Raw genomic sequence first — 14,718 nt, 5'->3', positions numbered from 1 at the left:
GCAAATGCAATATATCAAAGCCGTCCTGTGACCAAAGGCGCGGGCGATTTTCCGGAACTGGCCTTATTGCAGGCGTTAACGTTCTTTCACGTAGGGTTCGCCGCCGGCGCGGGGGGGAATGGCCTTGCCGACAAACCCGGCCAGAATGACGACTGTCAGAATGTAGGGCAGGGCATCCATGAACTGCACCGGAACGGTAAACGCCCCCAGATCGATATTCTGATATCGCAGTGCAATCGCCTGAAGAAAACCGAACAGCAGACACGCGGACAGAGCGTACCAGGGGCGCCATTTTGCAAAGATCAGCGCTGCCAATGCGATGAAGCCACGCCCCGCCGTCATGTCTTTGACAAAGCCGGCTTGCAGCGCGGTGGCAAGGTAAGCCCCGGCAATTCCACACAGCACACCACAGATCGCAACCGCGGCGTATCGCAGGCCCACAACAGACACACCCGCCGTATCAACGGCTGCCGGGTTTTCCCCGACCGCGCGCAAGCGCAAACCAAAACGGGTCCGGAACAGGATCCACCACGTCAGGGGCACGCTGGCAAACGCAAGATAGACCAGAACGGAATGCCCCGAGATCAGTTCGTAATAAACCGGTCCCAGCAATGGCACGTCACGCAATGCATCCGCGAAAGGCAGCGTTATGGGTTCAAACCGGGCTGCCCCTATCAAAGACGGGGTGCGCCCGCCCTGTTGAAACCAGTCCTGAGCGATCAGAACCGTCAGGCCGGCCGCCAGAAAATTGATGGCAACTCCCGATATCAATTGATTGCCGCGGAATGTGATTGACGCCAGACCGTGCAGCGCACTAAGCGCCATGGACGCACCAACTCCGGCCAGCAGGCCTAGCCAGACAGATCCGGTGAGGGCTGCGACAGCCGCCGAAAAAAAAGCAGCGGCAAGCATCTTGCCTTCAAGGCCGATATCAAAAATGCCCGCGCGTTCGGAAAACAACCCGGCCAGACAGGCCAGCAATAACGGGGTCGCCAGCCTTACTGTGCTGTCCAGCACCTGAAGCAATGTTGCAAAATCCATCAGCTTTTCCTTTGCCGCAGGGCCAGAAACAGCTTTTCAAGCGGCATCCGAACCATGTTGTCCAGCGCGCCGGTAAAAAGGATGACCAGTGCCTGAATGACGACAATCAATTCGCGCGGGATCGTCGTCCACAGGGCTAGTTCGGCGCCGCCCTGATATAGGAAGCCGAACAGTATCGCGGCCAGAAACACACCGACGGGATGGCTGCGCCCCATCAGCGCGACCGCGATGCCGATAAACCCCGCACCTTCCGTGGCATTAAGAACCAGCCGTTCCGCTTCGCCCATGACATTGTTGATCGCCATCATGCCGGCCAAGCCGCCAGATATCAGCATTGCGATCATGGTGATCTTGACCGGTGAAATACCTGCGTATTTCGCAGCGGATTCAGAATGCCCGTAAGCGCGGATTTCGTATCCCAGACGGGTGCGCCAGATCAGAACCCAGACTGCAACACAGGCCAGAACAGCCACCAGAAGGGTCACATTTGCAGGGGCTGATTTGGAGAATTCGATCCCGAAAGGGGCCAGCATTTCATGCAGCGTGGGCAGGTGGACGGTTTCACCGAACCGTGCAGTCGCCGGATCCATCGACCCCTTCGGGCGCAGCATGTTGACCAGAACATAGTTCAGCACCGCCGCGGCGATGAAATTGAACATGATGGTGGTAATTACGATGTGGCTGCCGCGTTTGGCCTGCAAATAGGCCGGAATGGCAGCCCACATGGCCCCAAACAGCGCCGCACCGATAGTTGCCCCCAACAGGGCCAGCGACCAATGCGGCCACGGAATGTAAAGGCAGGCCAGCGCAACACCCAGACCGCCCAGCATCGCCTGACCTTCGCCGCCGATATTGAACAGCCGTGCGTGAAACGCGACCGCGACGGCCAGACCGGTGAACATGAAGTTCGTAGCGTAATACAGGGTATAGCCCCACCCGTATGTAGACCCCAAAGCGCCATTGATCATCAGTTTGACCGCAGCCACCGGATCTTCGCCAATGGCCAGAATAACAAGGGCGGACAGGATGGCGGCCAGCAACAATGAAATCAAAGGCACCAGAACAACTTCGGCCCATTTCGGCATCACATCCATCTATGCGGCCTTTCCCGACATGCCGGCCATCAAAAGACCCAGTTCCTTTTCGTCGGTCTGCTCTGGCAGGCGTTCGCCCATGATGTGTCCGTCAAACATCACTGCGATGCGATCACTTAGGGACAGGATTTCTTCCAGTTCGACACTGACAAGCAAAATGGCCTTGCCCTGATCCCGCAGGGCCACGATCTGTTGGTGAATGAATTCGATGGCGCCGATGTCCACGCCGCGCGTCGGTTGGCCGATCAGCAACAGATCGGGGTTTCTTTCAATTTCGCGCGCAACAACGATTTTCTGCTGGTTGCCGCCGCTGAAATTCTTGGCCTCTTGCCAGCAATTGGCAGGCCGGATGTCGAACTTTTCGATCTTGGCCTCGGTGTCGCGGCGCAGCGCTGTGTTGTTCATCAGCAATCCGGAATTATAGGCCGGGTCGCGGTGATAGCCAAAAGCCACGTTTTCCCACGCGTGAAAGGGCATGATCAGCCCTTCGCGCTGACGATCTTCGGGAACATGCGCAATGCCGTTGGCGCGGCGGGTTTGCCCGTCTGACAGCCTGCCGGTCACGTCCAGCCGTTTGCCGTTTATTGCGATCTCGCCTGTGCCGTTGGCATATCCGCCCAATACCTCAAGCAATTCGGATTGCCCGTTGCCCGCAACGCCTGCAATACCCAGTATTTCACCGGCGCGCACATTCAGATTGATGCCCTTGACGCGCTCCACGCCTTTTTCATCGACAACGCGCAGGTTCTTGATTTCAAGCACGATATCACCTGGGGTCGCCGGTTTCTTGTCGACCCGAAGCAAGACTTTGCGGCCAACCATCAGTTCCGCCAGTTCAGCAGGCGATGTTTCCGATGTTTTGACAGTTGCCGTCATTTCACCACGGCGCATCACACTGACGGTATCGGTAATATCCATGATCTCGCGCAGTTTGTGGGTGATCAGGATGATGGTTTTGCCTTCCTGACGCAGCCGATCCAGAATGCGGAACAACTGATCCGCCTCGGCCGGGGTCAGAACACCCGTTGGTTCATCCAGAATCAAGATATTGGCATTGCGATACAGTGCCTTGAGGATTTCGACCCTCTGCTGCATGCCGACGCCCAGGTCTTCGATCACTGCATCAGGATCGACATTCAGTCCGTATTCCTGTTCCAGTTCAAGCAGAATGCGCCGTGCCTTGGTCAAGGATGGCATCAGCATGTGGCCGTCTTCGGCCCCCAGAATGATGTTTTCCAGAACCGTGAAATTTTCAACCAGCTTGAAGTGTTGAAAGACCATGCCGATGCCGGCGGCAATCGCCGCCTGGCTGTCAGGTATCTGCGTGCGCTGGCCACCGATGAACACCTCGCCCTTGTCGGCTTTGTAAAAGCCGTAAAGGATGCTCATCAAGGTGGATTTGCCAGCACCGTTTTCACCTATGATACCATGTATCGTACCGGGCATGACCGAAATGGAAATGTCCTTGTTGGCCTGAACCGGACCAAAAGACTTTGAAATTCCGCGCAATTCAATTGCCGGAGCGGCAGTATCCCGCCGCTCCGAAGTTTGATCGGCTCCCACGCTCAGAAGCTCAGGTCCGGGCAGCTGTCGTCAGACATATAGTCATGCACGCTCAACTCGCCGCTGGCGATCTTGGCCGCTGCCGCTTCAACCGATGCTTTCATCTCGTCGGTGACAAGGGATGCGTTGTTTTCATCCATTGCGTAACCCACGCCGCCATTGGCGATGCCCATGACATTGAATCCGGCTTCCAATCCGGGGCCATCCTTGAACGCGTTGTAAACCGCATTGTCGACCCGCTTCATCATCGAGGTCAGAACCTTGCCGGGGTGCAGATGGTTCTGGTTGCTGTCCACGCCGATCGACAGAATGCCTTCATCTGCTGCGGTTTGCAGAACACCAACACCGGTGCCGCCCGCCGCCGCATAGACCACATCCGCGCCCTGACTGATCTGTGCCTTGGTCAGTTCAGAGCCCTTTACCGGATCATTCCAGGCCGAAGGTGTTGTGCCGGTCATATTGGCAATCACGGTGGCATCTGGGTTTGCAGCCTTTACACCCTGAGCATAGCCGCAAGCGAATTTCCGGATCAGCGGAATATCCATGCCGCCGATGAAACCGACGGTGTTGGATTCCGAGGCTTGCGCCGCCATCATGCCAACCAGATAGGATCCTTCATGTTCGTTAAAAACAACCGAACGGACGTTGGGGGCGTCAACCACCATATCGATGATGACAAATGATGTGTCAGGATAGTCTGCGGCGACCTGTCCCAGCGCATCCGCGAATGCAAACCCGGCCATTACGATCGGGTTTGATCCGCTTTCGGCAAACCGGCGCAGGGCCTGTTCGCGCTGCGCTTCGGATTGCAGCTCGATTTCACGGAAGGATTCGCCGGTTTCTTCGGCCCAGCGCTGTGCCCCGCCAAAGGCTGCTTCGTTGAACGATTTGTCAAACTTGCCGCCAAGATCGAAAATCAACGCTGGTTCGGCCAAAGCCGCGCCCGCCGTCAGGGCAAGCCCTGCGGCCGCGCCCATAAGGGATTTCATAAGTGTCATTCTGTGTCTCCCAGTTGTTTTGTGACGAGGCGGCCATTTACCATTCCGGCGCCCCTGTTTGTTTTCAGGTGTCGTTTTGCACCGCCAAATAAGGCCGCAGTGCCCGCCAAGGGTCAACTGCTTTTTAACTGTGTTTCTGGCGGTAATGCGGAAAACCTTACGGCAAGGGGCGCGACAACAAAAGAGCATCGACAGGGCCGACCCCTGCGCGCGCATAATAGCCGGGGCGCAGGCCGACCTGTGCAAAACCAGTGCTGTGGTACAAAGCCAGCGCACCGGCATTGTCTGCCGCCACTTCCAGGAACAGTTCAAATGCGCCCAGTTCGGTGGCTTTGGCCATGGATCGGATCAACAACGACTTTCCAAGCCCGGCGCGGCGATGTTCGGGGTGAACTGCGATTGTCAGCAATTCGGCCTCGTCTGCGATCACACGGATCAAGGCAAATCCGTTGCTTTCGGCAATCACATGACAGTGCGGTGTGGCCAGCAGGTTCGCGAATTCGTCTGCGTCCCATGCACGGTCTTGTGTAAACGCTGCACGGTGAAGCATGGCCAGATGCGAAGGTGTGACCATGCGGATCACGAGGCCAGAATGACCGGCGGTGCGTCGCGCGCAGTTGCGGCATCCGCAGGCCTCATATACAGTGGGGCAGGCGGAGCGCTTTCGGTTTGCCATCTGGTTGCAGCGATACGGGCAATCCGTTCGGCCAGCACCAAAGGAGGCAGCGGCGCCGGTGTGGCGAGGCCCGCATGTGCCGTTTCCGCATCTGCATCCAAGCGCAGTTGTAACCGCGGTGCCAGACATTCGTCTTCCAGATAATCCTGCCTGTAAACCTGTGCACGTGGTGCATCGATCAGTGCCGCGAACGGGCGTGTGGTGCCGAATGCCAATGCCTCGAACCCGGAAACCCCGACCGCAGCAATGTCTAGCCCCATGGCCAGCCCGCGCGCTGTCGCTACCGAAATGCGGATACCGGTGAAATTTCCTGGTCCGATCCCGACACCCAAAGCATTCAGATCGTTCCAGCTTGCGCCTGCCTTTGCCAGTACTTCCTGCAAAAGTGGTACCAGCCGTTCTGCCTGACCTTTGGACATGTCTTCTGCAAGGCCCGCAATAATCCGGTCGCCAGACAGTAAAACGGCCGCGCAATGCGCGGCCGATGTGTCAAACCCGAGAATCAGTGGCTGATCAAACGGCAACGGGTCGTACCTCGGTCACTTCGGGAATATAGTGGCGCAGCAGGTTTTCGATGCCCATTTTCAACGTCAGCGTAGAAGACGGACAGCCTGCGCATGCCCCCTGCATATGAAGGTAAACCACGCCGCGATCAAACCCGTGAAAGGTAATATCGCCGCCGTCCTGTGCAACGGCGGGGCGCACCCGGCTGTCCAGCAATTCCTTGATCTGGGATACAATCTCGCCGTTTTCGCCGTTATGTTCGGCATGGCCCGATGCGGGTTCATGACCGTCGTTCATAACCGGCTGACCGGACTGATAGTGTTCCATGATCGCGCCCAGAATGGCGGGTTTGATATGGTCCCATTCGGTGTCGTCCGATTTTGTCACCGTGACGAAATCAAGCCCGAAGAACACGCCTGTTACGCCACCAACTGCGAAAATGCGCGTGGCCAATGGCGATTTGTCAGCCGTATCGGCCGATGGAAAATCCGCAGTGCCCATTTCCATCACGGATTGCCCGGGAAGAAACTTCAAAGTCGCGGGGTTTGGGGTCGATTCAGTTTGAATGAACATGTGTGCATCTCCGGTTGGGCTGAGCTACGGATATGCGTCTGCGCAAGGCGAAAGTCAAGGTTTGGAACGATTCTAAAGCGGGGGTTTCAGGTGATCGCTTCCAGCTTTTCCTTGGACAGATCACCCGGAACGATCGTTACGGGAATGGGCAGGGAACCTGCATTCTTCATCAGTTGCGTGATGATCGGGCCGGGCCCCTTGTTGTCGGTGCTGGCCCCCAAAACCAAAACCCCGATTTCCTTGTCTTCCGTAATCTGGGCGATGATTTCCTTGACGGGCTGGCCTTCGCGAATGACCAGTTCGGGATCAATCCCCTGTTTGTCCCGCATCCATTTGGCGAACACTTCGAAATGGGCGTGAATACGTTCGCGGGCCTCTTCGCGCATCACTTCGCCGACGCCGATCCAGTGGTTGAATTCGTCAGGCGGGATAACAGACAGAATTTGTACGCCGCCCCCGGTATGCGCCGACCGCATTGCGGCAAAACGCATCGCATTCAGACATTCGCGGCTGTCGTCCAATACCACCAGAAATTTGCGCATTTGATTGCTCCCTAACCGGGGTGATCATGGCGTGACTTAGTGATCGTGGCAATTGGCTTTTGCGGTAAAGCCGGCGGTCAGCGTTCTTACGCGGCCCAGTCCCAATACATTTCCCGAACTTTCCGTGCCACCGGCCCTACCTGATATTGCGTGTCATCAAAGGCTTTTACAGGTGTGACCTTGGCCATATTGCCCGACAGGAAAACTTCATCGGCGTCGTGGAAATCTTCAAAACTCAGAACGCTTTCATGCACCCGCATTCCGTCTGCCTGCATATTTTTGATGTGGCGGGCGCGGGTAATGCCGGACAGGAACGTGCCGTTGCCAATGGGGGTGAAAACCTCACCGTCCTTGACCATGAACACGTTCGCCGTTGCGGTTTCGGCCACATTGCCCATCGCATCTGCCACCAAAGCGTTGCCAAAACCTTTGGCACGCGCTTCCTTTAGCATCCGCGCGTTGTTGGGATAAAGACAGCCCGCTTTTGCATTTACAACGCTGTCTTCCAGTACGGGGCGTCGAAAGCGGGTGCGTGTCAGCGTGGTCGAATGATCTGCGGGCGGCATTGGTATTTCTTCCAGACAGATCGCAAAACCGGTTTTGTCCTGCGATGGAACAATTGCCGTAATGTCCCCGTCAATGCCCCAATACATCGGGCGGATGTAAACGGCCGCGTCCGGTGCAAATCGCTTGAGGCCCTCGTGAATAATCGCGACCATTTCGTCAGTTTCGACGGTCGGTGCCAGCATCAAGGCCGCGGCTGACCGGTTCACGCGGGCGCAGTGAAGATCAAGATCAGGAGATAGACCTTCGAAAAAACGGGCGCCGTCAAACACTGTGCTGCCCAGCCACGATCCGTGGTCGGCTGCATTCATGATGGGCACATCCCCGTCATGCCAGGCACCTTCAAAGTAGGTTCTGATATTGCTGCCCGTTGCCATGTTGTATCCTCCCCTTGACCTGCAAAGCCTAGGGCAGTTTTAGGTCAGACGTCCAGACCTTAATTGGCCTCGCCGACCAATGCTTGTACATCCAGCGGCGCATTGACCATCGCCAGCGTGCCGTTTGCCTGGCGCGGCCATTCGGCTTCCGGTCTGTCGCGGTATAGTTCTATGCCGTTGCCATCGGGATCGTGCAGATAGACCGCTTCACTGACACCGTGATCTGCCGCGCCGTCCAGCGTGATGCCCGCCTCCTGCACCGCTTTGATCGCCGCGCCCAAGGCGGCCCTGTCGGGATAAAGGAACGCGACATGATAAAGCCCTGTCGTATTGGCCGCCGGCGCCGGCCCGCCACGGCTGTGCCACGTGTTCAGCCCGATGTGATGGTGATAGCCGCCAGCCGACAGAAAGGCGGCCTGATCGCCATAGCGCTGGGTCACGTCAAATCCCAGAACATCGCGATAGAACGCAATGGCGGCGTCAAGATCGGACACTTTCAGATGAACATGTCCAACGCGGGTTTCGGAGTGGGTTTTTCGGCTCATGTGCGCTCCTTTCGGGTTGCACAGAGAATGGGGTATTCAGACAGGCCCGCAAACCCCCAATGGTGCAGGCTATCTGTTCAAATATGCAGGCCTGGTTCTATCAGGCACCAACCATGCCGACGATTTCATATGTTTTGCGCAAGATCGGGGCCGTAATCTCGCGCGCGCGCTCCGCACCGACACCCAGAATGCGATCAATCTCAGCCGGGTCAGCCATCAATCGAGCCATTTCGGATGAAATCGGCGCCATTTTCGATACTGCCAGATCCGCCAGCATCGGCTTGAACGCGCCAAACTGTTGTCCGCCAACCTCGCGCAAAACGTCTTCGACAGTTTTTTCCGCCAAAGCGGCGTAGATATTGACCAGATTGCGGGCTTCGGGGCGGTCTTTCAGTCCGTCAATTTCGGATGGCAATGCATCGGGATCGGTTTTCGCCTTGCGAATTTTCTTGGCAATGTCGTCGGCGCTGTCGGTCATGTTGATGCGGCTGGCATCGGACGGGTCCGACTTTGACATTTTCTTGGACCCGTCGCGCAGCGACATGACCCGCGTTGCGGCCCCTTCGATCACAGGTTCGGTGATGGGAAAGAAATCAACGCCGTAATCATGGTTGAATTTCGCGGCAATATCGCGCGTCAGCTCCAGATGCTGTTTCTGGTCTTCGCCCACAGGCACATGTGTTGCATGGTAAATCAGAATGTCCGCGGCCATCAGCGCCGGGTAGGCAAACAGCCCGAGCGATGCGTTTTCTGCGTTTTTGCCTGCCTTGTCTTTCCATTGGGTCATCCGGCCCATCCAACCCATGCGGGCCACGCAATTGAAAATCCACGCCAGTTGCGCATGTTCGGGCACCTGGCTTTGGTTGATCAGAATGGATTTTTCCGGATCGATGCCGGAGGCGATAAACCCGGCGCACAATTCGCGTGTGCTGCGTTTCAGGTCTTGTGGGTTTTGCCACACGGTGATCGCGTGCAGATCGACCATGCAAAACACCGTTTCAACGCCCTGATTCTGGGTTTCTACAAAACGCTTCAGCGCGCCAAGATAATTGCCCAGATGCAAATCGCCCGACGGCTGAATCCCTGAAAAAACGCGGGGGGAAAAGGCAGGGGCGGTCATCTGGTCATCTCCGGCTGGATTATTGGGCTCGCCTCGCTTACCCATGCGGTCAGGCCCCGTCAAGGAGAGCAGGCATGATCCACGGTCAAGACATCGATCCCAACGCCAATCCGGTCAATCCGTTGCCGCCGGTTGTGCTGGCCCTGTTCATGATCATTATCGGAATCGAATGCGTCATGGTTCTGGGGGCCGAAGGGCTTATGGGTGGCCCGCAAGCTGTCGGATGGCGTCTGGAAACGATCCAGAGGTTTGCGTTTTCGGGCCCGGTATTCGACTGGATGGTCGAAAACAACCGCTGGCCACCAGAACACCTGATCCGGTTTTTCAGCTATTCGTTCATCAGCACGGGCTTTACGCATGCCCTGTTTGTCGGTGTCATTCTGCTGGCGATGGGCAAGGTCGTCGGCGAAGCGTTTGGCGGATTGGCGACCCTGATCATGTTTCTGGTATCCGGCGCGGTCGGGGCGCTGGCCTATGCCGTGTTTCTGGATGATCCGGTGCCGTTGATCGGTGGCTTTCCCAGTGTCTATGGCCTGATCGGCGGGTTCACCTATCTGTTGTGGCGCAAATTGTCGTCCGTGGGCGCGCGGCAGGAACGGGCCTTTACACTGATCGCGTTTCTGATGGCGTTCCAGTTGTTGTTCGGGTTGCTGTTTGGCGCGCAGAAAGACTGGGTGGCGGATCTGGCCGGATTTGCCACGGGGTTTGCGTTGTCTAGCGTTATGGTGCCGGGCACATTGACGCGATGGTTGCGGCGGCTGCGCGGTGAAAACAGCGGGCCTTAACCACGGCGCAGTGTTGCGCGCATTTCCGAAAGGCGGAAGGCGCCCAGCAACTGGCCCAGTCCGAAATAACTCAGAATTCCGATGCTGACCAAGATGAACAGGGCCAGATAGCGCCATCCGGCCATTCCCAGAAATGGCGACAAAGACACCGAGCTGATCCAAAGCACTGCCCCCATCAAAAGTGAAGCTGCCACAATCCGCCAGATGCGGCGATGAAACCGCGCATCAAACCGCGCGACCGTGCCCATGCGGCGGGCACCGACCCCCAAAAAGGCAACCATGGCCCAAGCCGCAAGCGTTGTTGCGATGGCGGGTGCAATCCAGCCAATTACAGGCGCCAGTCCAAGCGCGACAGCCGCATTGATCACCATCGCAATTACCGCATACCGGAACGGGGATTGCGTATCTTCACGGGCGAAAAAAAGCGGTTGCAGGATTTTTTGCAAAACAAAGGCGGGCAGGCCCAGACCATAGATCGTGACCGCGACGGCAATGGCTGCACTGTCATCCGCCGTTGCCGCGCCACGCTGGAACAGAACCGATACCAAAGGAAGCGGGATCACGATCAGCGCAACCGCAGACGGGATCGTCAGGCCCAAAGCGATTTCGCTGGCGCGTGAAAACGCATCGCGCGCGCCGTCATCGTCCTTTGCCTTCAACCGGCGGGACAGATCCGGCAACAAAACAATGCCGACAGCGATCCCCACAACGCCCAAAGGCAATTGATAAAGACGATCCGCAGCGTAAAGCCAGCCAACAGCCTTGTCGAAATAGGATGCAACCTGCTGCCCGACCAGCAGGTTGATCTGCACCACCCCGCCCGCCAGCGCGGCCGGAATGGCGATGCGCACCAGCTTTGACAGTTCCGGCGTCATGCGCGGCCATTCCGGTTTGATCGAAAACCCTGCCCGCGAAGCCGCAACCCAGACCAGCGCCATTTGCGCAAGGCCGGCAATCGGGATCATCCAGATCAGGGTGCGTGCCACGTCGCCGCCGATCCATGCGGCGGCGGCCATGCCCGACACCAGCAACACGTTCAACAGAACCGGGGCTGCCGCAGCGGCGGCAAATCGCCCCGTCGCGTTCAGCACGCCCGACAGCAAAGCGGCCAGCGAGATGAACAAGATGTACGGGAAAGCAATGCGGCCAAATTCCACAGACAGATCAAATTGTTCCTGCCCGACGAACCCGCTTGCCAGAACAAAGATCAGCCATGGCATTGCCAGCTGGGCCAGCAATGTCAGAACAATCAGAACCGACGCCAAACCGGCAAATGCATCGCGCGCAAATCTCTGGGGGTCTTCATCGCCTTCCAGTTTTTTCGCAAACATCGGCACAAAGGCCATGTTGAACGCGCCTTCGGCAAAGAAACGTCGGAACATGTTGGGCAGGCGAAAGGCAACAACATAGGCTTCGTACAGCGGCCCTGTGCCCAGATAGGCCAATATCATCGCGTCGCGTACAAAGCCCAGCACCCGGCTTAGCATTGTCCACATTCCGACCGTCAAAAACCCCGACACCAGTCGGATAGGTTTCATGTGCTTGCCCTTTCGGCGCCTTCCTTGATGGCCGCGCGCAGTTTGTTTTCCAGCGTTTTCTGTTTGCTGGCCGAGTAGTATTTCAGCCCGAACATATCCTTGACGTAAAACGTATCAACGACCTGTTCGCCATAGGTCGCAATCAGCGCGTTTGCAATGTAGACATTCGATGCGGCAAGCGTGCGGGCCAGATCGTACAGCAATCCGGGGCGGTCACGGGTGTCGACCTCGATGATCGTGTAAATGTCTGATCCTTCGTTATCAAAGGTAATGTGGGTGGGCACATTGAAGGCCCGTTCACGCTTTTTGATTTTATCACGGGATTTCAACGCTTCGGTGGCGACAACCTTGCCTTGCAAGGTCTTTTCGATCATCTGTTTCAACCGTGGCAGGCGCGAGGCTTCGTAAGGGTGGCCATCGGCATCCTGAAGCCAGAACACATCGGTCACATATCCGTCCTTGGACGTATAACTGCGCGCATCCACCACATTTGCGCCAACCAGCGCAAGCGCTCCGGCCAGTCGCGCAAAGATGCCGGGATGGTCCTGCATGACCATGCAGGCGCGGGTCGCATCTCGGTCTTCGTCAGGATGCAGATCAATCCGGATTTCATTTTCGCCCAGATCCCGCAGCAGATTTGCGAAAACAACATGGGCCGTCACATGCAGGCCCTGCCAGTAAGGCGGATAGTGGCGGGATGTTTCGGTCTGCAATTCCTTGCGCGACCATTCGGGCAGCGCGGCGCGCAACAGTTTCTTGGCTTCGGTGCCGCGGTTTTCGCGGTTCAGATCTTCCAGCCCGGTTTCCAGCGCGCGTCTGGTCTGCCGGTAAAGTGCGCGTATCAGCGCGGCCTTCCAGTTGTTCCACGTGCCGGGCCCGACGCCGCGAATATCGCAGACAGTCAGAACCGTCAGCAGATCAAGACGTTTGACCGTTTGCACCGCTTTCGCAAAATCGCGGATGGTGGCGGGATCGGCGATATCGCGTTTTTGCGCCATATCCGACATCAAAAGATGATAGCGCACCAACCATTCCACCGTTTCGGAATCCGATTTGTTCAGCCCCAGACGCGGTGCGACCTTGCGCGCGATCTGTGCGCCCAGAATGGAATGGTCTTCGGAACGCCCCTTGCCGATATCATGCAGCAGCAACGCCACATACATCACCTTGCGATTGATCCCGCGTTTCAGAATGCCCGAGGCTACCGGCAATTCTTCGACCAATTCGCCTTTTTCGATCTGTGCCAGATTTGCGATGCACTGAATGATATGTTCATCGACGGTATAGTGGTGATACATGTTGAACTGCATCATCGCGACAATCGGTTCGAATTCCGGGATAAATGCCGACAGAACCCCCAATTCGTTCATCCGGCGCAATGCCCGTTCCGGATTGCCGTGTTTCAGCATCAAATCCAGAAAAATGCGTTGTGCTTCCGGTCTGGAACGCATGTCGTCATCAATCAGATCAAGATGCGCGGTAACCAGCCTCATGGCATCTGGATGGATCAGCATGCCGGTGCGCAATGCTTCCTCGAACAGGCGCAACAGGTTCAGTTTGTCGGTCAGAAACGTCTTTTCGTTCGCGATTCCGATGCGGTTGTGGATTTCGACATAGCCGGGTTTCAGTTTCGGCCGGCGCCGGAAAATTCGTTCCAGCAAAGGCTCGGCCTTGGCGTGCATCGCTTCCAGTTTGGTCAGGAAAATACGCGTCAGGTCACCGACCGCGGTGGCGTGACGGAAAAAATCCTGCATAAAGATTTCGACACCGCGCCGCCCGACCGTATCTTTATACCCCATGGCCTGCGCGACCTGCACCTGCAGATCAAACGTCAACTGATCTGTCGCCCGGCCCGTGATCAGATGCAGATGTGATCGGACGGCCCACAGGAAATCCTCGGCTTTGATGAATGTTTCAAACTCGGCTTGTGTAAAAACATTGAGGGGCACCAGATCGGCCGCGTCCTGAACGCCGTGGATGTATTTTGCAATCCAGAACAGGGATTGCAGATCGCGCAACCCGCCTTTGCCCTCCTTTACATTGGGCTCGACAACATAGCGCTGACCGCCCTGTTTGATATGGCGGTTGTCGCGTTCTTCCAGCTTGGCTTCGATGAATTCGCGGCCTGTTCCCTTGAACAGATCGTTTTTCAGACGTGCATCCAGATCGGCGGCAAGATCGGCGTCGCCCGCAATGAACCGGTGTTCCAGCATCGCAGTGCGGATGGTGAAATCTTCGCGGCCCAAACGTATGCAGTCTTTGATTGTGCGGCTGGCGTGGCCCACTTTCAGCTTCAGATCCCAAAGGATGTAAAGCATCGATTCAATGATGCTTTCGGCCCAGGCGGTCGTTTTGTACGGGGCCAGAAACAGTAGGTCGACATCGGAATAGGGGGCCATTTCACCCCGCCCGTAGCCCCCAACAGCGATGACAGAAATATGTTGACCTTTGGTGGGGTTCGGCAACGGGTGCAGGTGCTTGTGAGCGACATAAAGCGCCGACGTGACAAGGCCATCGGTCAAATAGGTATAGGCCGATGTTGTTTCCCGCGCGGCAAACGGACGTTCCTTGAATGCGGCAGCAATGGCGGCACGGCCTTCGGCATTGATCTTTTTCAACAATGAAACCGTCCGGGCGCGCAACTCCATCGGCGCGTCGACCTCTTGCGCGATGGCGTCTATTTGGTTCACGAACGCTGTCGCATCAAAGATATGGTCTGGTGGACAAATCAGTTCACGCGCGGCTTTAGGCCGGTCGGGAACCGATTCAGGCGCGAGAGTCGAAATGGATGCTTTGCG

At 56.9% G+C, this 14,718-nt stretch carries 14 protein-coding genes; 1 reads left to right on the top strand and 13 read right to left on the bottom strand.

Translation table 11 applies throughout. The features are described from left to right. Nucleotides 1–75: 75 nt before the first annotated feature. From C1J05_RS18005 to trpS, 11 genes are all read right to left on the bottom strand, one after another. On the bottom strand, nucleotides 76–1,041 hold the full coding sequence (locus tag C1J05_RS18005) for an ABC transporter permease (RefSeq protein ID WP_114871459.1): 966 nt from the start codon (nucleotides 1,039–1,041) through the stop codon (nucleotides 76–78). Then, nucleotides 1,041–2,135 carry an ABC transporter permease gene (locus C1J05_RS18000; protein ID WP_114871458.1) on the bottom strand — a complete coding sequence of 365 codons (1,095 nt, stop codon included), beginning with the start codon at nucleotides 2,133–2,135 and terminating at the stop codon, nucleotides 1,041–1,043. Before C1J05_RS18000 ends, C1J05_RS18005 begins: the two co-directional genes overlap by 1 nt. Beyond that, nucleotides 2,136–3,698 (bottom strand): ABC transporter ATP-binding protein, encoded by a 1,563-nt coding sequence (locus C1J05_RS17995; protein ID WP_114871457.1) that lies wholly within the window; start codon nucleotides 3,696–3,698, stop codon nucleotides 2,136–2,138. A gap of 2 nt (nucleotides 3,699–3,700) precedes the next feature. After that, nucleotides 3,701–4,696, bottom strand: coding sequence for a BMP family lipoprotein (locus tag C1J05_RS17990; RefSeq protein ID WP_114871456.1), 996 nt, complete (start codon nucleotides 4,694–4,696; stop codon nucleotides 3,701–3,703). Nucleotides 4,697–4,853: 157 nt separating this feature from the next. Beyond that, nucleotides 4,854–5,246 (bottom strand): GNAT family N-acetyltransferase, encoded by a 393-nt coding sequence (locus C1J05_RS17985; protein WP_254684642.1) that lies wholly within the window; start codon nucleotides 5,244–5,246, stop codon nucleotides 4,854–4,856. 29 nt (nucleotides 5,247–5,275) lie between these two features. After that, nucleotides 5,276–5,896, bottom strand: a complete 621-nt coding sequence (gene tsaB / locus C1J05_RS17980; protein ID WP_114871454.1) for a tRNA (adenosine(37)-N6)-threonylcarbamoyltransferase complex dimerization subunit type 1 TsaB — start codon at nucleotides 5,894–5,896, stop codon at nucleotides 5,276–5,278. After that, a complete protein-coding gene (locus C1J05_RS17975; RefSeq protein WP_114871453.1) occupies nucleotides 5,886–6,449 on the bottom strand; it encodes a NifU family protein in 564 nt (187 codons plus the stop codon). Before C1J05_RS17975 ends, tsaB begins: the two co-directional genes overlap by 11 nt. A gap of 86 nt (nucleotides 6,450–6,535) precedes the next feature. Further along, entirely contained in the window at nucleotides 6,536–6,991 is a 456-nt protein-coding gene (locus C1J05_RS17970; protein WP_114871452.1) for a universal stress protein, read from the bottom strand. 86 nt (nucleotides 6,992–7,077) lie between these two features. Next, nucleotides 7,078–7,932: a branched-chain amino acid aminotransferase gene (locus C1J05_RS17965; RefSeq protein WP_114871451.1), complete on the bottom strand. Its 855-nt coding sequence runs from the start codon at nucleotides 7,930–7,932 to the stop codon at nucleotides 7,078–7,080. A 59-nt stretch (nucleotides 7,933–7,991) separates the two neighbouring features. Further along, entirely contained in the window at nucleotides 7,992–8,477 is a 486-nt protein-coding gene (locus C1J05_RS17960; protein ID WP_114871450.1) for a VOC family protein, read from the bottom strand. Between the two features lie 100 nt (nucleotides 8,478–8,577). After that, a complete protein-coding gene (gene trpS, locus C1J05_RS17955) occupies nucleotides 8,578–9,597 on the bottom strand; it encodes a tryptophan--tRNA ligase (protein WP_114871449.1) in 1,020 nt (339 codons plus the stop codon). Between the two features lie 74 nt (nucleotides 9,598–9,671). On the opposite strand from trpS, the gene C1J05_RS17950 reads away from it, so the two are divergent. Then, complete coding sequence (locus C1J05_RS17950) at nucleotides 9,672–10,382, top strand: rhomboid family intramembrane serine protease (RefSeq protein ID WP_114871448.1); 711 nt, start codon at nucleotides 9,672–9,674, stop codon at nucleotides 10,380–10,382. Here the strand turns inward: C1J05_RS17950 and murJ are convergent. Both murJ and C1J05_RS17940 read right to left on the bottom strand, forming a co-directional pair. Then, nucleotides 10,379–11,920 (bottom strand): murein biosynthesis integral membrane protein MurJ, encoded by a 1,542-nt coding sequence (murJ, locus tag C1J05_RS17945; RefSeq protein WP_114871447.1) that lies wholly within the window; start codon nucleotides 11,918–11,920, stop codon nucleotides 10,379–10,381. The two genes, C1J05_RS17950 and murJ, sit on opposite strands and share 4 nt — an antisense overlap. Further along, entirely contained in the window at nucleotides 11,917–14,706 is a 2,790-nt protein-coding gene (locus tag C1J05_RS17940) for a [protein-PII] uridylyltransferase (RefSeq protein WP_254684808.1), read from the bottom strand. The genes murJ and C1J05_RS17940 overlap by 4 nt, the downstream gene beginning before the upstream one ends. Nucleotides 14,707–14,718 lie beyond the last annotated feature (12 nt).

The sequence above is a fragment of the Sulfitobacter sp. JL08 genome (assembly GCF_003352045.1).
GTDB lineage: Bacteria > Pseudomonadota > Alphaproteobacteria > Rhodobacterales > Rhodobacteraceae > JL08.
This window is presented reverse-complemented; position numbering and strand designations above follow the sequence as displayed.

Excerpts from the sequence above, each read along its gene's own strand:
- C1J05_RS18005 (WP_114871459.1), bottom strand. The coding sequence starts at position 1,041 with ATGGATTTTGCAACATTGCTTCAGGTGCTGGACAGCACAGTAAGGCTG.
- C1J05_RS18000 (WP_114871458.1), bottom strand. The coding sequence starts at position 2,135 with ATGGATGTGATGCCGAAATGGGCCGAAGTTGTTCTGGTGCCTTTGATT.
- C1J05_RS17990 (WP_114871456.1), bottom strand. The coding sequence starts at position 4,696 with ATGACACTTATGAAATCCCTTATGGGCGCGGCCGCAGGGCTTGCCCTG.
- C1J05_RS17985 (WP_254684642.1), bottom strand. The coding sequence starts at position 5,246 with ATGCTTCACCGTGCAGCGTTTACACAAGACCGTGCATGGGACGCAGAC.
- C1J05_RS17975 (WP_114871453.1), bottom strand. The coding sequence starts at position 6,449 with ATGTTCATTCAAACTGAATCGACCCCAAACCCCGCGACTTTGAAGTTT.
- C1J05_RS17970 (WP_114871452.1), bottom strand. The coding sequence starts at position 6,991 with ATGCGCAAATTTCTGGTGGTATTGGACGACAGCCGCGAATGTCTGAAT.
- C1J05_RS17965 (WP_114871451.1), bottom strand. The coding sequence starts at position 7,932 with ATGGCAACGGGCAGCAATATCAGAACCTACTTTGAAGGTGCCTGGCAT.
- C1J05_RS17960 (WP_114871450.1), bottom strand. The coding sequence starts at position 8,477 with ATGAGCCGAAAAACCCACTCCGAAACCCGCGTTGGACATGTTCATCTG.
- trpS (WP_114871449.1), bottom strand. The coding sequence starts at position 9,597 with ATGACCGCCCCTGCCTTTTCCCCCCGCGTTTTTTCAGGGATTCAGCCG.
- C1J05_RS17950 (WP_114871448.1), top strand. The coding sequence starts at position 9,672 with ATGATCCACGGTCAAGACATCGATCCCAACGCCAATCCGGTCAATCCG.
- murJ (WP_114871447.1), bottom strand. The coding sequence starts at position 11,920 with ATGAAACCTATCCGACTGGTGTCGGGGTTTTTGACGGTCGGAATGTGG.